Annotated in this window: 17 protein-coding genes; 14 read left to right on the top strand and 3 right to left on the bottom strand. The window is 56.3% G+C overall.

From position 1 onward, the window contains the following. Positions 1–11: 11 nt before the first annotated feature. Together METH11B_RS28100 and METH11B_RS0123470 are read right to left on the bottom strand one after the other, a co-directional pair. Positions 12–644, bottom strand: a complete 633-nt coding sequence (locus tag METH11B_RS28100; protein WP_026604127.1) for a biliverdin-producing heme oxygenase — start codon at positions 642–644, stop codon at positions 12–14. Between the two features lie 118 nt (positions 645–762). Then, positions 763–3,576: a bifunctional diguanylate cyclase/phosphodiesterase gene (locus METH11B_RS0123470; RefSeq protein ID WP_231499660.1), complete on the bottom strand. Its 2,814-nt coding sequence runs from the start codon at positions 3,574–3,576 to the stop codon at positions 763–765. A gap of 234 nt (positions 3,577–3,810) precedes the next feature. Here METH11B_RS0123470 and METH11B_RS0123465 point away from each other — a divergent pair, with 234 nt between their 5' ends. Next, entirely contained in the window at positions 3,811–4,464 is a 654-nt protein-coding gene (locus METH11B_RS0123465; RefSeq protein WP_026604125.1) for a DUF2076 domain-containing protein, read from the top strand. 198 nt (positions 4,465–4,662) lie between these two features. On the opposite strand, the gene katG is transcribed toward METH11B_RS0123465, so the two are convergent. Beyond that, entirely contained in the window at positions 4,663–6,885 is a 2,223-nt protein-coding gene (gene katG, locus METH11B_RS0123460; protein ID WP_036278198.1) for a catalase/peroxidase HPI, read from the bottom strand. Positions 6,886–7,168: 283 nt separating this feature from the next. On the opposite strand from katG, the gene METH11B_RS0123455 reads away from it, so the two are divergent. The 13 genes from METH11B_RS0123455 to METH11B_RS0123390 all read left to right on the top strand — a co-directional run bounded on the left by METH11B_RS0123455 (position 7,169) and on the right by METH11B_RS0123390 (position 18,784). After that, positions 7,169–8,044: a LysR substrate-binding domain-containing protein gene (locus METH11B_RS0123455; protein ID WP_026604123.1), complete on the top strand. Its 876-nt coding sequence runs from the start codon at positions 7,169–7,171 to the stop codon at positions 8,042–8,044. A 430-nt stretch (positions 8,045–8,474) separates the two neighbouring features. Further along, positions 8,475–8,756, top strand: a complete 282-nt coding sequence (locus tag METH11B_RS0123450; protein ID WP_033194429.1) for a hypothetical protein — start codon at positions 8,475–8,477, stop codon at positions 8,754–8,756. Positions 8,757–8,793: 37 nt separating this feature from the next. Continuing rightward, complete coding sequence (gene hemP, locus METH11B_RS0123445; protein ID WP_020485551.1) at positions 8,794–8,985, top strand: hemin uptake protein HemP; 192 nt, start codon at positions 8,794–8,796, stop codon at positions 8,983–8,985. A gap of 82 nt (positions 8,986–9,067) precedes the next feature. Further along, the gene (locus METH11B_RS0123440) at positions 9,068–9,853 is read left to right on the top strand and encodes an energy transducer TonB (RefSeq protein WP_026604122.1); all 786 of its coding nucleotides are present in this window, start codon (positions 9,068–9,070) and stop codon (positions 9,851–9,853) included. 3 nt (positions 9,854–9,856) lie between these two features. After that, positions 9,857–10,597, top strand: a complete 741-nt coding sequence (locus tag METH11B_RS0123435) for a MotA/TolQ/ExbB proton channel family protein (protein WP_026604121.1) — start codon at positions 9,857–9,859, stop codon at positions 10,595–10,597. After that, positions 10,597–11,019: an ExbD/TolR family protein gene (locus METH11B_RS0123430; RefSeq protein WP_026604120.1), complete on the top strand. Its 423-nt coding sequence runs from the start codon at positions 10,597–10,599 to the stop codon at positions 11,017–11,019. The genes METH11B_RS0123435 and METH11B_RS0123430 overlap by 1 nt, the downstream gene beginning before the upstream one ends. 296 nt (positions 11,020–11,315) lie before the next feature. Next, positions 11,316–13,814, top strand: a complete 2,499-nt coding sequence (locus METH11B_RS0123425) for a TonB-dependent hemoglobin/transferrin/lactoferrin family receptor (RefSeq protein ID WP_231499659.1) — start codon at positions 11,316–11,318, stop codon at positions 13,812–13,814. A gap of 14 nt (positions 13,815–13,828) precedes the next feature. Next, positions 13,829–14,074: a hypothetical protein gene (locus METH11B_RS0123420; RefSeq protein ID WP_026604118.1), complete on the top strand. Its 246-nt coding sequence runs from the start codon at positions 13,829–13,831 to the stop codon at positions 14,072–14,074. Positions 14,075–14,220: 146 nt separating this feature from the next. Beyond that, on the top strand, positions 14,221–14,952 hold the full coding sequence (locus tag METH11B_RS0123410; protein ID WP_026604117.1) for a VPLPA-CTERM sorting domain-containing protein: 732 nt from the start codon (positions 14,221–14,223) through the stop codon (positions 14,950–14,952). A 122-nt stretch (positions 14,953–15,074) separates the two neighbouring features. Beyond that, positions 15,075–16,076, top strand: a complete 1,002-nt coding sequence (locus tag METH11B_RS0123405; protein ID WP_197026989.1) for a ChuX/HutX family heme-like substrate-binding protein — start codon at positions 15,075–15,077, stop codon at positions 16,074–16,076. Positions 16,077–16,145: 69 nt separating this feature from the next. After that, on the top strand, positions 16,146–16,691 hold the full coding sequence (locus METH11B_RS0123400; RefSeq protein WP_026604115.1) for a HugZ family pyridoxamine 5'-phosphate oxidase: 546 nt from the start codon (positions 16,146–16,148) through the stop codon (positions 16,689–16,691). Between the two features lie 102 nt (positions 16,692–16,793). Beyond that, positions 16,794–17,693 (top strand): heme/hemin ABC transporter substrate-binding protein, encoded by a 900-nt coding sequence (locus METH11B_RS0123395; RefSeq protein ID WP_026604114.1) that lies wholly within the window; start codon positions 16,794–16,796, stop codon positions 17,691–17,693. Continuing rightward, positions 17,690–18,784 (top strand): FecCD family ABC transporter permease, encoded by a 1,095-nt coding sequence (locus METH11B_RS0123390; protein WP_026604113.1) that lies wholly within the window; start codon positions 17,690–17,692, stop codon positions 18,782–18,784. Before METH11B_RS0123395 ends, METH11B_RS0123390 begins: the two co-directional genes overlap by 4 nt. The last annotated feature ends 1 nt before the right edge of the window (position 18,785 follow it).

The following is an 18,785-nucleotide window of genomic DNA, read 5'->3' as shown; positions in this document are numbered from 1 at the left end:
GAACATGTGACTTACGAATAGGCATAGTCATCCAACACCTGAATAAAAAATTGAAACGTTTGGCAGGCCGCGTGCTCGGCAGCCAAACGCTGGTGATCGTCATCGGCAAGGTTTTCCGCAAACCGCAGAAAATCTTGCCACATAAGCCCGGTGTCCTGACCATAGCCGCGGTAAAAGCAAGCACCGGCTTCGCCGCTCAACCCATGGTATGCCTCTAGGCTACGCGAAATAAGCTGTCCGCCCAACATCGACCCCTCGATCACGTATAAAACCCCGGTATATTCACCCATGCTGGCTACCTGCGGCGCCAGTGCGTTTTGCGCTATGCCATATCCCGCTGCAAGCGGGTTTACTCCCAAAAAATCCAGGTCGCGGCAAATCCAGGGCAGCTTGACACGTTGAGAATAGTCGAATTGACAGTGTTGAGAAGACTGAAAGGCAATTAACCGATCTTCCAAAGCCTGATAGAGATGGTAGTAAGCGGATAAAAGTTTTCGGTATTTATCCAGTGAATAGCCTGTCTGGGTTATTCCAACCAGCAAACTGTGTTGATTTAAGCGGTTATGATAGTCATCGGTTGCGCCTTTCAACGCCTTGCGGACTGCCTGCCAGGAATTGTACGGATGTGTATCGGACGATTTCATTCAGAGCCCCGGCAAACCCTATTTAGTAAAAACAGCAGTAAACGGGAATATACCAACAATTCCGCTGAAGGCCAGGTGCATGGCCTGATAGCCGGAGCGGCTACATTGACAGGCTGGGTTAACACTTGGGCAAACGCCGGCTCCAGGCCATAAACTCGTCTATCGGCACCGGCTTGCTGAACAAAAATCCCTGACAGGCGTGGCAGCCGTGCTGTTCCAGAAACAAACGTTGCGCATCGGTTTCGACCCCTTCGGCAATCACCTCTATCCCCAAGTTATGGGCCATGCCGATGATGGTTTGCACGATCACCGCATCGCTGGTCTTGACACCGATGTTATGCACAAAGGAGCGGTCAATTTTTAACTGGTCGAACGGCAACTGCGTCAGATAGGAAAACGACGAGTATCCGGTACCGAAGTCGTCCAACGAAAAGCGCACCCCTATCTCTCTGAGTGCATGCATCTTCAGGATAGTGTCGTTGATATTCTCCAGTACCAGACTTTCAGTCAGTTCTAGTTCCAGCAAGTCCGGGTTAACGCCATTGTTATCCAGCGCCCGCCGCACCTGCTCGACAAAATCCGCCGATCTAAACTGGCGCGCACTGACATTGACGGCTAACCGAAACTGCTGCGAATAGGCATGTTCCTCCCACTGCTTCAGTTGCGTGCAGGCGGCTTCCAACACGCACTGGCCAATCGGCAGAATCAAACTGGTTTTTTCCGCCAGGGAAATAAACTCCAACGGCGATACCAATCCGCGTTGCGGATGCTGCCAACGCAACAGCGCCTCGGCGCCCACCACTTGATGGTTTCGATACATCTGCGGTTGAAAATACAGCTTGAACTGATTATGAGCCAGAGCAAGGCGCAAATCTTTTTCTAAATCGGCGCGAGCCGTGGCCAACGCCTGCATGCTCGGATCGAAGAAGCGCACGGTATTGCGCCCGGCAATTTTGGCTTGATACATGGCAAGATCGGCGTGCCGGAGTAATTCTTCCGCACCCTCATGATCGCGGTACAAGCGAATGCCGATACTGGCCGAACAATGGAACTCATAGCCGTTTAAATCGTAAGGATGAGCCAACGCGTCCAACAGTTTTTCGCCGACTTGCTTGGTTTGCATCGCGGCAAGCTCGACATCGGCGCTCAAATCCGCCAGCAACACCAAAAACTCATCGCCACCCAGGCGTCCGACGATGTCACATTCGCGCACGCTAGTGCGTAAACGCCGCGCCACTTCGACCAATAACTGGTCACCGGCATCGTGCCCGCGCGTGTCGTTAAGCGTCTTGAAATTATCCAGATCCAAGAACAGAATCGCACCATATAGGCCGTTGCGGGCGCCGGCAACCAACTCCTGGCCCAAACGATCTTGCAGTAAACGCCGGTTAGGCAAATGGGTTAAAGGATCGTAATAAGCCAAACGGTGGATTTCCGCCACCGCCTCCTTGTTCTCGGTAATATCCGAAAATGTACCGACATAATGGGTAACGCGGCCATCGGGTGCGACTACGGCTGCTATCGTCAGCCATTCGGCGACGATCAAGCCGTTTTTGCGGCGATTCCAGATTTCGCCTTGCCAATGGCCGGTCTCCTGCAATACGGTCCACATAGCCGCAAAGAAGCCCTTGTCGTGGCGCCCGGAGTTGAGCATTTGCGGCGTTTGGCCCAGCACTTCTTCCGAGCTGTAGCCGGTCAGCGCGATAAAGGCCCGATTCACCCGCAGGATCACTCCGTCCGGGGAGGTGACGATCATCGCCGCCTGCGATTCGAAGGCGATGGCGCTGATACGCAGCATTTCTTCCGCCTGCTTACGCTCGCTGATGTCCCGAATAATAGCAATCCCGCCAACAATTTTGCCGGCACCGTCGCGCGACGGCGCGCAGATCATGTCTATCACTATGCCGGCGGCATCCAGCGCCGGCCGGAATTCGCCTTCATAACTCACCTTTTCACCGTTCAATGCCTGATGCAAGGCGGCGAGTATTGAACCGTCTTTAAACCCCTTAATATCCAATCCGACAATGTTATCGACGGTATTCTGCAAAATAGCGGCGAACGGTTCGTTACAGTAAGTAACGATCAGATCGGTGTCGTAATGAAAAATACCGATGGGCGAGTGTTTCAGCAACAAGCGATAGCGCTGCTCACTGATACGCATGGCCTCCTCTCTTTCCGCGGCATCCAGATGCAGCACAATATTCTCGGTGATACTTCGATTGATACGACGCAAGCTGATCACCATGAAGCACAGGTATAAAGACCCTGCCACGCTCATCGCCACAAACAATCCATTGCCTGACATGAACAAGCGAACAATGATGGGCAGCAGCGAGCTCAAAGAAAATAGCACCGCGCTGAGCAGATCGGCGGAAAATGCCACCACGCCGCCGGCCGACAAACCCGCCAGCATAAAAACCAAGAAGAGTTGATGTTGCGAATTGTTGGCCGGAAACATCAGAAAACCGGCCGCTCCCCACACCAAGCCCACAGCCAGCACCCCAATCCGAAATCTTTTCATCCAGAACCGAGTGCTTTCCCCGACTTCCGGCGCGGCGGATCGATATGCCTTGACCAGCAAAGTGCGGGAAACCGCCACCAACACAATCAGCGTCAACCAACTGAGCACCACGGGGGCCGCAATCATGTCGCGCTGCATATAGGCCAGAATCGCCGCCAATAGCGTACTGCTAATCAATGACACATTGCTTGCCGCAAACAGTTGCCGCAGCTGTGCCGCTTGAATTGCTGCTTGTTTGTTCGGGTTACTGCTCACGTATGATTTAGCGGCCGGCTGCTGACTAACGATTGAAGTGGGTTTGAAACGACTATCGATAAGCACTCTGGATTGTACGCTAACCGGATTAACAGGCAATGCTGTTTTTCGGCTAGTCGCTACGAAGGTGCTGCCCATTTGAAGCGATAACTGCAATCGTCCCTCTCGCTCTGGCAAATAGACCTTCCAGCGGATCAAACAGGAGTGGCGGCGATAGAATCGCTTACCGGCTACAGCTTAAAAGAATTGTAATCACAGGTAATTATTTCGATCCGGCTATTGAAACTTCTGTAGCTTCACCCAACTGTGAAGGAAACTTTGCAGCCATTTTGAAGTCTTTGCCCATGCCGGCAGTTAGCCGGGTTATATCTTCACGATAGGAGTTATTGAATGAATTCACAGGAACGCAACCAGCTCAGCCAGTTTCTGAATCAACTGAACGAAGTAAGGCTCACGCAAAAAGACGCCGAGGCCGAAGCGTTGATTAGAGATGCGGTGGCCAAACAACCCGATGCCGCGTATCTGCTGGTCCAACGCGCCTTGTTGCAGGATCAAGCTTTGACTGCGGCTAAAGCACAAATCGCCGAGTTGCAAAATCAATTGCAAGCCGGTACAGGCTCACAACGTAGCGGGTTTCTGGGCAACGATCCTTGGGCTCAACCCACTAACAATAGCGGTGCGGTGCCCGGTGTCGGCAATTATCAAGTGCCGAGAGCTGCTGCTCCCGCGCAATCGCCTGGCTTTTTCGGTGGTGGTGGCGCTGGCGGCAGTTTTCTGGGCAATGTCGCGACCACAGCAGCCGGTGTCGTAGCCGGTTCGTTTTTATTCCAGGGCATCGAAAGTCTGATGGGGCATCACGGTTCCAACGCCTTGGGCCAGCAAGCACTTGGCGAGCACAGCGGCGTTCAGGAACAAACCGTGGTCAATAACTATTACGGCGACGACGCCATCCAGCAAAGCAACTTGGATAATAGTGACGATTTTTCGCTTAGCGACGCAGACTATAGCGTGCCGGACGAAAGCGACGACTCCGACTGGATTTGATTCACCTTGAGTTCTCCCTCACAGGGCAATCTTTGGATTGCCCTTTTTTTACTTTTTCTCTATGACGGACGATGGTGACACTTGGCACAAGCGACAGGGGTTGAAGCTAGTCTGTTAAGTTGACGATGAAAGGTCTTTTTGCGCAAGGCACCCGACTTGACCCAATCTCGGCCAAATTTGGTGCCTTGCAAGCCAAGCTCAGCGTTTATCAAATCGATCCAATTCCATCACTTTAGCCCAGGCATTCGCAAAATCCTGCACGAACTTTTCCTTGCCATCTGCCGAGGCATAGACTTCCGCCACCGCCCGTAACTCGGAGTGGGAACCGAAGATCAAATCCACGGGTGTGGCGGTCCATTTAACTTGATCGTTGGTCCGGTCCCGTCCTTCATAAATGCCTTCGGTAGCTGACTTGCTCCATTTCGTGGACATATCGAGCAGATTAACGAAGAAGTCGTTGCTGAGTGTACCCGGACGACTGGTGAACACCCCGTGTTTAACATGGCCGGCATTAGCATCCAAGGCCCGCATGCCTCCCACTAGCACCGTCATCTCCGGCACGCTCAAGGTCAGAAAATTAGCGCGTTCGACCAGCATTTCGGCAGGCGAATGCGCATTGTCTTTGCCAAAGTAATTTCGGAAACCGTCGGCTTTAGGCTCCAGCACCGCAACGGAATTGACATCGGTTTGCTCTTGCGCCGCATCCATCCGCCCCGGTTTGAACGGCACTTGCACCTTGTAACCGGCTTTTTTGGCCGCCTCTTCCACCGCTGCCGAACCACCCAAGACAATCACATCGGCCAGAGACACTTTTTTGCCGCCTTTTAAGGAGCGGTTGAATTCGGTTTGGACGGCTTCCAGTTTTGCCAGCACTTTGGCCAGTTCGGTGGGATCATTGGCCTCCCAATCTTTCTGCGGTGCTAACCGAATCCGCGCGCCGTTGGCCCCGCCGCGCATGTCGGTTCCGCGGAAGGTCACTGCGGACGCCCAGGCCGTTTTCACCAACTCGGGAATCGTCAAATCCGAGGCCAAGATAGTAGACTTCAATTTGGCAACATCCTTGCTGTCGATCAGCTTATGATCAGCTTTCGGAATCGGATCCTGCCAAATGAAATCCTCGGCCGGCACTTCGGCACCAACATAGCGAGCTTTGGGCCCCATGTCGCGGTGGGTCAGCTTGAACCAGGCCTTGGCGAAGGCCGCCTCGAATTCTTTAGGGTTATCCAAAAAGCGCTTGGAAATTTTTTGGTAATCCGGGTCCATTTTCAAAGCAATATCGGTGGTAAACATGATCGGCGGGTGGCGTTTGGTCTGGTCGTGCGCATCCGGTACAAAGTTGTCGCCTTTGCCGTCTTTAGGTATCCACTGCGTGGCACCGGCCGGACTTTTGGTTTGTTGCCAGTCGAAGGTGTATAGCCAGGTCAGATAGTCGTGGGTCCACCGGGTTGGGTTGGTCGACCAAGCACCTTCCAGACCGCTACTGACGGTATCGACGCCGTTGCCGGCACCGCATTTATTCGCCCAGCCTAAGCCTTGCTCTTCAATGCCGGCAGCGGCCGGCTCTTTGCCGACGCAATCGTCAGGTTTATGGGCACCGTGCGCCTTGCCGAAGGTATGGCCGCCGGCGATCAGCGCCACGGTTTCCTCGTCGTTCATCGCCATCCGGCCGAACGCTTCGCGGATATGCTTGGCAGCGGCCAAGGGATCGGGATTACCTCCCGGCCCTTCCGGGTTGACGTAAATCAAGCCCATTTGCACAGCAGCCAGCGGTTTCGCCAGCTCACCTTTGCCGTCGTGGCGTTCGTCGGCCAGAAATTTCTTTTCCGTGCCCCAGTTGACCACTTCGGCCTCCCAATCATCGGCGCGGCCACCTGCAAAACCCAGGGTTTTGAAGCCCATATCTTCCAGGGCAACATTACCCGCCAGCACCATCAGGTCAGCCCAGGAAAGTTTGGCGCCGTAATTTTGTTTGACCGGCCACAACAGGCGGCGGGCTTTGTCCAAATTGACGTTGTCCGGCCAGCTGTTTAGCGGCTCAAAACGTTGCTGACCGCCGGACGCACCGCCGCGACCGTCGAAGATGCGATAGACCCCGGCACTGTGCCAAGCCATGCGAATGAAAAACGGCCCGTAGTTACCATAATCTGCCGGCCACCAGGGTTGGGAGGTATGCAGCACGTTGGCGATGTCTGCTTTCACCGCTTTCAAGTCCAGGGTTTTGAATTGCTCCGCATAATTAAAGGCTTTGCCCAAGGGGTTGGATTCGGCGGCGTTCTGGCGTAACGGTTGCAGATTCAGTTGCTCCGGCCACCAGAAGCTGTTCATGGTCGGTTCCGGCACGGCCAGGACAGGCGTGGCCGCCAACGCCGTAGATATGGCCAACGCCAATGTGGAAGCCAGGAAAATTTGTTTGGTTGTCATGGTGCACCTCTGTTCCTTGTTGTGATTTAAGATAAAAATCCGCCGTTGTTTTTTCAGTTTAAACACCGCTTGGGATTAACTGTAGCGGCATTTAGTTGCATCGGCACCATATCCCTCCAATAAAAGGGTTCGGTGGACATATTCAACGGGAGATTACCCGCAAACTGAAATTGATTTCTTCGATAGACCGATAGGCCAAGTCAATAATAAGCGCTTCCGAGCTGATATGATTCCAGCCGGGTGCGCTTTCGGAACACTTAACTCAACAGCGGATATATAGTCGATGAACTTGCGAGATTTAAGCTATCTAGTGGCAGTAGCGGAGTTGAAAAATTTCAGTCAAGCGGCTGAGCATTGTTCGATTAGTCAGCCTACGTTGAGCACGCAGATTAAGAAACTCGAGGATTATTTGGGCGTGGATTTGTTCCTGCGCGAAAAAAATGCGGTGGAAACCACCGAAATTTGCCGGGAAATTTTACCGATCGCCCGCCGCATACTTGACGATGCTCGCTCCATTCGCCAAATCGCCGCACACGCCAGTGATCGGCATCGCAACATGCTGTCCTTGGGAGCGTTTCCATCGCTGGCAAGTTACGTGTTGCCGGAATACGTTTTTCGCATCAAGCAGCATTACCCTGATCTGAAAATCCAACTGGTCGAGGAAAAAACCAACGCTCTCGTCGCCTTACTGCTCGACAAAAAGCTGGATGCGGCCTTGCTGGCTTTACCCGTCGAACAGGCGAATTTGGAATCTCGAACCCTATTCGAAGACCCTTTCACCCTGGCGGTGTGCGCCGACCATCCACTTGCCGAGCAGGAAGAAATTGACCTGAACACAGTGGCCAAAGAAAATCTGCTGTTGCTGGATGAGGGACATTGTTTACGCGATCAGGCGCTAAAATTGTGTCATCCGTCCCGCTTCGTGGAACACGACTTTCGGGCATCCAGCCTGGAAACCTTGCGTTTCATGGTCAAAAACGGCGTCGGCGTGACGCTGATGCCTTCGGTCGCCGTGCAGCCTGATGATCCGGACATTCGTTATATCAACATCCGCCAACGGCCCAGCCGGCAAATCGCGCTGGTCTGGATCAAGAATCATCCACGTGGCGAACTACTGGAAACGCTGGCGGGACTGCTGGCTTATAAACCACTACCCTAAAGCTAAATATTAACCCGGCCCTTAAATACCGTTCGCCTTGTCGAAGGGCACACCAGCTTGGACTTCGAGGAGCATAGCCCGAACGGCATACCCGTGATAAATAGGGCCGGGTTAATAAAAGCGGAATCCACGCTATCAGCCGGACGTACGGTGGCGACTTGCGCTGCTATGGGCATAGCCCTATTTTCAGCTGGTTTACCGCACACAAAGCACTTCTATCGCATTCCGAATAGCATCGGCCCTGCCAACCGCTTCCTAAAAATCCCCAAACCACTAACAGCAAAATACTTTTGCTTGACAAGAAGATGATAATCATTATCATTTGTATCCGACAGCCATCTCTCGTGCTGTCATTGCCGCACCTGCACAGCCTCCTAAGTTATCCAGTGTGCGGCAGTTTATTTTCTAACTTATGCAACCCGAGGTCATCATGTTCGAAGACAACTCTATCGGCGCGCCGAAAAGCCGCGATGTGGCGCAAATTCATGCCGCGACCTGTGTGTTAATGACCCAATTCATCAACGGCCATCACAACCCGAAGCTTGCACATCTGATCGTGCAGCAACTGGGGCGCCTGCTAAGCCACCCGGAACTGGCACATAGTGCTTCCAGCCGCGATATGTACCTGCAACTTCTGGAACACTGGCAAACAGTCACCAATCTGCTGTTAGAGCGCAAATCGGCTCACCAGCAGCCGGTAGCAGCGCATTGAGCGGGTTTGGCATTTATTCGTCACCATTTTTAGTCCTATGAAAAACCCGTCTAACCCAGTGCGACTTGGCCCATCAACCGCCGAAACGCCGCCGGAAATACTGCAAGGCAGGCAGCGGCTGAATAGCCGTTTATTGTTCGGCACCCAAAACGAAATAGTGATCGAACATCAAGGCGACGAATATCGCCTGCGCATTACTAGTAACGGCAAATTAATTTTGACCAAATAAACCGCTAGACCCGACAACACCAGCCAGCCAACCTTAGGGTAGCCAGCCAATCGTTTTCAGATCAGTTAATCGAGAGGCCTGTATGTTACCGACTGCCAGTTTTCGCCAGCTTGCCTGCCTGGCCCCCATGCGCTTCGTAGCCAACGAAGGGCCTTCTAAATCGATAACCGTTACTCCAAAAGCCGAATATAACGAACGCGGCCTGGGATTTGTCATCGCCCTCGGCTTGCATTTGGCCTGGTTCGGTCTCATGCCGAACAGCGAAAAGCAAGAGCCTGTCACGCCACCGCAACCGATCATGGTGCAGTGGATAGGCGATACGCAAACTCAGCAAGCACCGGCCAAACCACCGGTGCAGCAGCCTCAGCAGCCGATTGAAAAAGCCGTCAGCAAACCCAAAACGCCGCCGAAGCCCATTAAAAAACCAAACCTGCTGACAACTGCCAGCAATGCTCCGACAGCAATCGCGGCACCCGAACCGACACCAGAGCCGCCGCGTGCCGAACCCGCACCTGCGGCTACTACTGCTACCTCTGCCTCGGCACCCAGTTCAGCCAGCACCAGCGAGGCCGCATCGGCACCGATGACCTTGCCCAATCTCAACGCCGACTATTTGAACAACCCGGCCCCGGCCTACCCCAGCGCATCGCGGCAACTCGGCGAACAAGGCAAGGTATTGCTGCGCGTATTGGTCAATAGCGACGGTCAGGTCGAACAAGTCTTGCTACGTAAATCCAGCGGCCACGAACGCCTCGACCAAGCCGCCCAAGAAACCGTTCAAAAATGGCGTTTCGTCCCCGCCCGCCGCGGCGAACAGGTGGTTTCCGCCTGGGTCGTGGTTCCCATTTCATTCTCTCTCGAAGGATAAATCATGGCACTCAATCAAAGTCTCGACCATTTCCTGGCGCAAACCGACAGTGTCGGCGCCTTCCTATTCAGCTTGCTGCTGATCATGTCGGTCGCCAGCTGGTATTTCGTCGTGGTCAAAGCCTGGAATGGCATCCAAGTCCGCCGCCGCGCCGAACTGTTTTTACAGAAATTCTGGGCCAGCGACACGCTTGCCGATGTCGCCGGACATCTGGCGGGCGGCGCCCAGGCAGACCCATTTTCGAACCTGACCCGCCACGCGCTGGCCGCCTCGCAACATCATGCCCGCCACGGCAGCCATGGTTTACAACAGTCCGGCTCGACCGCCGAGTTCCTGACCCGCTCGATGCGCCGCGTCATCGACGACGAAACCGCGCAACTGGAATGGGGCCTGACCGCGCTGGCCTCCATCGCCAGCACCGCGCCTTTTATTGGTTTGTTCGGCACGGTCTGGGGTGTCTATCACGCTTTGGTCAACATCGGCCAAGGTGGCTTAGGTGGACTCGATCAAATCGCCGGCCCGGTCGGCGAAGCGCTGATCATGACCGGCTTAGGTCTGGCGGTCGCGATTCCGGCGGTACTGGCTTATAACGATTGCGTGCGCAGCAATCGCTTGTTGTTAGCCCGTTTGGACGGCTTTGCCCACGACCTGTTTGCCTTTTTAACCACCGGCGCCACCATCGCCAGCGCGCCAGCCGCCGCCGTTGCCGGCGTCGAACTGGCCTTTGCGAACGGAGAACACTAATGGCATTCGGCGGCTTCGATCAAAACAAGGGCGGCGGCCACACCGTCGCCGAAATCAATATGATCCCGTTAATCGACGTGATGCTGGTACTGCTGGTGATTTTCATGATCACCGCGCCACTGATGACGCATGCGGTGAAAATCGATCTGCCCAAAGCCAGCAGCGCTCCGCAACAACCCAGCGACGATCCGGTTGCATTATCGGTGGATGGCGACGGCCAATTGTTCTGGAATCAGGAAGCAATCGACCGCACCGTTTTGAATCAACGCCTGGCTGAAATCGCGCAATCGCCGCAGCAACCGGAATTGCATATCCGTGCCGATCAAAACGTGCCGTACCACTTCGTCGCCGAAACGCTGGCGGATGCGGCCAAAGCCGGGGTCAGTAAAATCGGTTTCGTTTCCGAACCGGACAAAAAGTAAAACAAGCCCTGGCTTCCCCGCTGCTAAAGGGGAGCCAAGGTCACACGAAGAAAAATTACGGCTGGTTTCGGGATGTCTGACCTAGACAAGGCAAGGACTGCCGACTTGCAATGGCAAACAAGCCAGGATGTCTAAGCGTCAGACATCCCGAAACCGGCCGCACATAGCCCGTTAAACTCAAGGGCCAAAACCGTAAGCGCGACGTTAGCCGCGATTACAAAACCAGACACAACAGCCACCTAGCCATTCGCGCCAGGCAGCCAGCATTTGAGACTGCACTGCCTGTTGGAATCGCTATGCTTTTATCTTTAAGCGTTCGACCTTGGTTGACTATGCCCCGCGCGGACTACTGTCTTCGCGCGCGGCGTAGCCAGACCGGTCGACGTCCCGTTGTTAACGCTTCGAAATTCAGCCGTTTCTGTCCGCTTGCCGGCCAGACAATCTGCGCCCTATTGCTGCTAAGCGCGATAACCGCCAAGGCTGCCGACGATGCTGCAATAGACAATGTCGATGAATCCCCGGATGCGGAACTAGCCCCCGTCACGGTAAAGGCCAAAGCCGAAAAGCCGACGGCTAAGCTAGCTCCCGGCACCGAATCGACCATAGACGCCGCAACCATGGAACAGCGCATGGTGCGTAATATCAAGGACCTGATTCGCTACGAACCCGGCGTCAACGTCGGCAACGACCCACAGCGCTTCGGGGCCAGCGGCTTTACCATACGCGGCCTGGGCGGCAACCGGGTGTTGATGCAGATCGACGGCGTACGCCTGCCGGAAGCCTTCCGCATCGGCTCGTTTGCCAGCGCCAACCGCAACGCGGTGGACATGGACGCCTTAAAAGCCGTGGAAATCGTGCGCGGCTCCGGCTCGGCCTATTACGGCGGCGACGCCATGGGCGGCACCGTAAACTTTGTCACCAAAGACCCGCGCGATTATTTAAGCGTATTTGGTAAAGATCATTACACCGGTGTGAAGCTGAATTACAACACCTCGGACAACGGTTTCGTGCAAACCGGCACCGTGGCCGGCGCGCTGGGCGGCTGGGAAAGCATGGTGCTATTCACCCACAATCAAAGTAACGAGACCGATAACAAGGGCACGGCGGATTTTGCCGACGGCCGTCGCACCACGCCCAGCCCGCAAGAAAACCTCGGCTATAACCTGCTAGCCAAGCTGCTGTACCGATTTAACGACGACAACGTGTTGCGCCTGACCGGCGAATGGCTGGACAGTCGATCCGATATCGACGCTTTGTATCTGCGCGGTGCCGACATCAGCCTGCGCAACGTCAACAGCATGCTCACTACCGATACCCAATCGCGTTGGCGGCTGACGCTGGATCACACCCTAAAGCATCTGGATACGCCGCTGTTCAACGATGTGCTGTGGAAGTTTTACACGCAAAAATCCGCTACCGGGCAAGTCACTCTGCAAGATCGCACCGCCAACGTGGACGGCAACACGCTCACCGAGCGGATTTTCGATTATGCCAACGACGACTTCGGCGGCGAGCTAAAACTGGGGAAAAACTTTGCTTTAGGCGAGACCACGCATGCGCTGCAATACGGCGGCCAAATCAGCAAAAACAGCATAGCGCAACAACGCGACGGTAGCTTTACTTGCGTCAGCGGCTCGGTTAACCCGCGCACCGGACGTCCGAATAGCATTTGTCCCAAAGGCCGGATCAGCAAGACCGTAACGCCGGACGAGTTTCCGGTACGGGATTTTCCCTTATCTACGGTGACCAAGGCCGGCGCTTACCTTGAGGATAATATTGGTCTGTTCGATAAGCGAGTGGAGTTGGTCCCCGGCGGCCGCTGGGAATATTTCCGCTTGTTGCCCAAATCCGATTATTTATTCGAAAAAGCTTCGGCGAGCGCGGTAGCAGAAGGTGCAGACCCAATAGTACCGAGCATTATCGACGCCAACGCCTTTCTACCCAAATTCGGCACCTTGCTACATCTCAACGAGATATTCACGGTGCACGGCCAGTATACGCATGGCTTTCGCGGTCCCAACTTCAGCGAGAGCAATCTCGGCTTTACCAATATCACCGGCGGATACACCAATCTTCCCAATTACAACATTCAGCCGGAGACCAGCGTCGGTGCCGAAGTGGGTTTGCGCGGACAGGGCGCTGCCGGGACTTTCGACATAAGCCTGTTTCGTAACGATTACGACAACTTCATCTACAACGCGGTGATTTGTAACCCGGCGACCGCGGCCTGTCCGCCGTTGGGTTTTACCACCTATCAAAACATCAATAGCCCTGACTCGATCCGCATTCAGGGTATCGAAATCAAAAGCCGGTTTTATCTGGACTGGCTAAATCCGTCGCTAATCGGCGCCAGCCTGCTGTTCAGCGGTTCCTTTACTGAAGGCATGAATCTCAAGACCCAACGCAACGACGACGAGGCCCTCAGACAAATTAGCCCGATGAAAGCCGTCGTCGGCCTACGCTACGACCAACCCAGCGGCGACTGGGGCACGGAAGTGAACCTGACCTTGGTCGGCGCCAAACAAGCCAATACCGCGCCGGCTGACGCCCTATTTCTGCCCAGCGGTTACGGCGTCATCGATTTCAATGCCTACTACAACGCCAGCAAGCATCTCTCATTCAATTTCGGGGTATTCAACCTGCTCGACAAGAAATATATCGATTGGGAAGACATCAACACCCGCGCCGGCGATCCGCATACCACGTTGGGCAATTTCGCCGGCGCGGAGCACTGGGCCGACCGCTATTCGCGGCCCGGCCGCAATCTTGGCGTCACGGTAAAACTGGCCTTTTGATGGAGAAAAATCTTATGACCAAGGGATACAGGGCCAAGAAAGAGGCCCAAAAAAAATTGGAAACACTGTTCGAAGAATTGCTGGAGCACGAAGGCTTTGGCGAATTGCGGATAGAGATGCGCTTGTTAAAACGCGGGCAAAAGGAAGTGATCATCTATTGCGGCAAACAGTACCGCTATGTCCTGGACTTTCAGGTGCAAGACGCGCCGAACGGCAATCGCGACACCAACCCGCTGCTCGGATGCCGAGAGCCGCACTGAGTTTTAAATTTCCGCCACCGCAAAGGCCATTGGCCAGCGCGGATAGCCGGCACGGGGCCGAAGCGGCGGAAGCTATTTTTGACGACAGCAACGGATCGTCTTCGCGGTGAAGAGATGCGTCAATTTACTCACATAGGAAACCAACCATGAAAACTGCACAAAAACTGACCTTAATCGCCGGCCTGTTGGCCGTTTCCGGTAGCGCTTCGGCTGACTTGACCAATGGTCCCGACCCTTACGCCGCCGGCTACGGCTTCGACACCCCAAGCGAAGCCAGCTGGGGCAACTGGAACCGTGGCGATGCCGGCACGCTGTATGCGGAATGGGACAGCTTCGTGGATAACTCTTATCCCGGCATCCGCACCGCAGCGGCGGACGTGGGCAGCGCCGGCACCACCGACGCCAATATCGGCTGGAACGCCGGCACATTCGCGGCCGGATCGGGCAATTTGTACAGCTTCAGCGTCACCGAGAATTTCACGGCTTCGCTAAGCGGCTCTACCAACAACGAGCCATTAAGAGCGGCATTGCAATTCGAAACCTGGGGCATACAGATGGACTACAACAGCCTGTTACTTAATGGTGTAGCGCCTACCTTTACGACGCAAACTTTCTACGATGACGACTACGAAAGTTCGTTCGGCCCTGTCGAACTGGTGCAATACCTGGCCTATTGGGACTTATCCGGACCGGCAAGCAATTATCTGTTCTCGTTTAACAGTGCCGGACATAGCTTGAGTTTGGGTCAAGTGGCTATCGACATCGGCCCCAGCACCGATCCCGTAACCAGTGTGCCGCTGCCCGCGGCAGTATGGCTATTCGGCGCCGGCTTCATGGGCTTGCTGGGTTTAAATCGTAAAAAAGGCCTGGCGGCGTAAACGTCGACCTGTAAACGCTTTGCAGCCGGGCCGCGCGGCCCGGCTGCAAAGTCCCTAACCTGCGCTGACTTGGAAACATACAGCGCATTCGCTTAACGGAGCTCAGCGTAATGGCAAAATCCATGATTAAACATCCCGAATCCAGCGCGGACACTTTGAAACAAGCTTGGCAAGACCTGCGCGCCGATCACCCGCATATGCGGATTCGCGACGCCGCGGCGACTTTGGGCGTCAGCGAAGCCGAACTGCTGGCAACCGACTGCGGCAACCGGGTCACCCGTTTGCGGGAACACTGGCCCGCGCTGCTGAGCGCGGTTGGCACGCTGGGTCCGGTGATGGCTTTGACCCGCAACGCTTTTGCGGTGCACGAAAAAACCGGGCTCTACGAGGACATATGCCCATGCGGCGACTTTATCCTGATTACCGGACACCATATCGAACTGTGCCTATCGACCGGCGTTTGGCATTCGGGTTTCGCAGTGATGGAAGAAACGCATCTCGGCCCGCGCCACAGCCTGCAATTTTTCGACTCAGGCGGCGAAGCCGTGCACAAGATTTATCTCACCGAGCATTCCGATGCCGGCCTTTACCGGCGCTTGATCGACATCTTTCGTGCCGACGATCAGTCGCCCAATCTGGCACTACCCACCGATGGCGCCAAGCCGGCGCTTGGCGCCATCGCCCCATCCAAGGATTTACCGGAGCACTGGCGGCGCTTGCTGCTAGCCGACACGACCGAGGCTGTCGTCACCGGCCGGATTGCCGTACCGGCACTACGCGAGCTCATGCTCCAACTGGCGGAACTGCTGTTGCCGATACAAGTTCTAGTCGGCAATCCCGGCGCGATGCAATTGCACGACGGCCCGATTCAAAACCTGAAAATTACCGGACCCTGGTTCAATGTTCTGGACCGGGATTTCAATCTGCATCTTAACGAAATGGCCGTGGCCGGCGCGGACATCGTCCAACTCACTTGCGGGCAACAGGCTTTGACCGGTCTGCTGATTCGCGGCCAAAACCAACAGACCATCGCCTCCGTCTTCGGCGGTTACGACGAAACCGACGGCGAAAGCGTTTTCTGGCGCGACTTGCTACTGGCCTTGGCGGTTACGGGAGGTTCCTAGCATTTTGCATCGCTACCTAAACCCGTAAACCGATACGTTTTATTGATACCCCCACACCAGGAACCCCGCATGAACCACAAGACCATCGATCTCGAACAAGTCAGAGCAGCCTATACCGCACTGCCGCAAACATTTTCCTCCGCGCTAATGGCCACGGTCAGCGCCTCCGGCGAACCCGAAGCCAGTTACGCCGCCTATGTGCGGCACGACGGCCAATATTACGTGTATGTCAGCGAACTATCGGCTCACACCCAAAACCTGTTGCACAACGGCCGGGTTTGTCTGTTGTTCGTCGAGGACGAGGACAAAGCCGCGCATTTGTTCGCCCGGCAGCGGGTTACCTATCACTGCTTGGCCGGCGAGATCGACCGCGATACCGACGCTTTCGCCTACATCATGGGCTTATTCGAGGAAAAATTCGGCGCGTTCATAAAACAGTTACAAAACATGCAGGACTTTCATCTGTTCTTTATCCGTCCGCAACGCGGCAGTTTCGTGCAAGGCTTTGCCAAGGCATTTTCGATTCAAGGCGACGATCTGGCTCAAATCCGCCACGTCAACGATGTCGGCCATAAACAGCGGAAAGCCGAAGCGGAAGCCGATGCCCCGGCTTAATTGCAAAACCACGTAATGCGCGGAGGCTAGGCATTCGGTAGGAAGGACTTGGTCGCGACTCGCGCCGACTTTTGATTTGTAGAGAGCATCTAAAACCCCAACATGAAACAGACCACATCCCTAAGCCATAAACTTGCGCAAGCGGCATGCGCGGCCGTCCTCTGGCTATCGGCCGTCGTGCCGGCCGCCGCCGGGCCGGGCCGCATCGTCTCGGTCGGCGGCGCGTTGACCGAAATCGTCTACGCCCTGGACGGCGCCGAGCACCTGGTCGGCGTCGATAGCACCAGCCTGATGCCGGCCACCGCCCAGGCGCTGCCGCAAGTCGGCTACATGCGCACGCTGTCGGCCGAAGGCGTTCTGTCGCTGCGTCCCGACCTGCTGCTGGCCAGCGCCCACGCCGGGCCGCCGGCGGTGCTGGAACAATTGCGCGCGGCCGGCGTGCGTATCGAAACGCTGGCCGAAGATTATTCCGCCGCCGGCATTGCCGCCAAAATCGGCGCGATTGCCGGCTTGCTGGATAAACCAGAGCAAGGCCGGGAACTGGCCGGCCAAGTGCAAGCCGACTTCGACAGGTTAGCGCAGTGGCGCGCGCAAAGCCGTGAACAACCCAAGGTGCTGTTTTTGATGGCGGCGGCTCACGGCGCACCGCTGGCATCCGGCCGCGGCACCGCCGCCGACGCGGTGTTGGCGCTGGCCGGCGCCCGCAATGCTGCCGGCGAACTGCAAGGCAACAAACCCATCGGCACGGAAGCGATGATCGCCGCCGCGCCGGACGTGATTTTGTTAACCGACGTGGTCGCCAACGCCATCGGCGGTCTGGAGGCGTTCTACCGACAACCCGGCATCGCCCAAACCCCAGCCGGCCGGCAGCGTAAAGTCTTCGTGGTCGATACCCTGGCCTTGCTCGGCTTTGGCTTGCACAGCGGTCAGGCGGTGCTGGAACTGGCCAAACGACTGCACGACGAACCGGCAGTAGCCGCCGACGCGGGTGCCGGCCGATGACCGTTCATGCCGTGATGGCGACGGCCGGACCGCGTCTTCGGCTGAAGCCGGCATTGAGCCGCGCCGGCCTGTGCTGGCTGCTGGCATTGCTGCTGGTTATCGCCGCTTTGGCCGCACTCGGCAGCGGCGCGGTCGTCATCTCGGCCGGCCAGGCCGTCGCCATCGTCGCCGACCGCTTGGGTATCGCCCTGCCCTGGCCGTTCGGCGCCGACCAGCAAGCGGTGCTGTTGGCGATTCGCGCGCCGCGCCTGGTGTTGGGATTGCTGGTCGGGGGAGCCTTGGCCGCGTCCGGCGCGGCGATGCAGGGTTTATTCCGCAATCCGCTGGCCGATCCGGCCTTGATCGGCGTTTCCAGCGGCGCGGCGCTGGCCGCGGCGGCTGTCATCGTTTTGCGCGACAGTCTGTTTGGCGCTGTAGCCGGCGCATTCGGCGCCTATTTATTGCCGGTCGCGGCCATAGTTGGCGGCTTTGCGGTCAGTTGGCTGGTGTACCGGCTGGCCGACAGCGGCGAGCGGCTGGACGTAGCCTCGCTGTTACTGTCCGGCATTGCTATCAACGCGCTGGCCGGCTCGGCCACCGGCTTACTGGTCTATCTGGCCGACGACGACCAATTGCGCAGCTTGACCTTCTGGAGCCTGGGCAGCCTGAACGGCGCCGGCTGGGACGGCGTCGCCATCGGCGCGCCGTTTTTACTGGCCAGTTTGCTGCTGTTGCCGTGGCTGGCCGATGCCTTGAACGCCTTGCTGCTCGGCGAGGCCGAAGCTGGCCATTTGGGATTTCCGGTCGAACGCATCAAAACCGGCGTGGTGGCCTTGGTCGCGCTTGGCGTCGGCGCGGCGGTGGCCTTGTCCGGCGTGATCGGATTCATAGGCCTGGTGGTGCCGCATCTATTGCGGCTGGCACTGGGGCCGGACCACCGCGGGCTATTACCCGCGTCGGCGCTACTCGGCGCTTTGCTGCTGATCTGCGCCGACTATCTGGCCCGCACGTTGGCGGCGCCGGCCGAGATTCCAATTGGCATCGTCACCGGCCTGCTCGGCAGCCCGTTTTTTCTGTGGCTGCTGTTCCGGCAAAAATTGATGGGCCATTGAC

This window comes from Methylomonas sp. 11b (genome assembly GCF_000515215.1).
Taxonomy (GTDB): domain Bacteria; phylum Pseudomonadota; class Gammaproteobacteria; order Methylococcales; family Methylomonadaceae; genus Methylomonas.
Note: the sequence above shows the minus strand (reverse complement) of the source record. Positions and strands in the feature narration are given on the sequence as shown.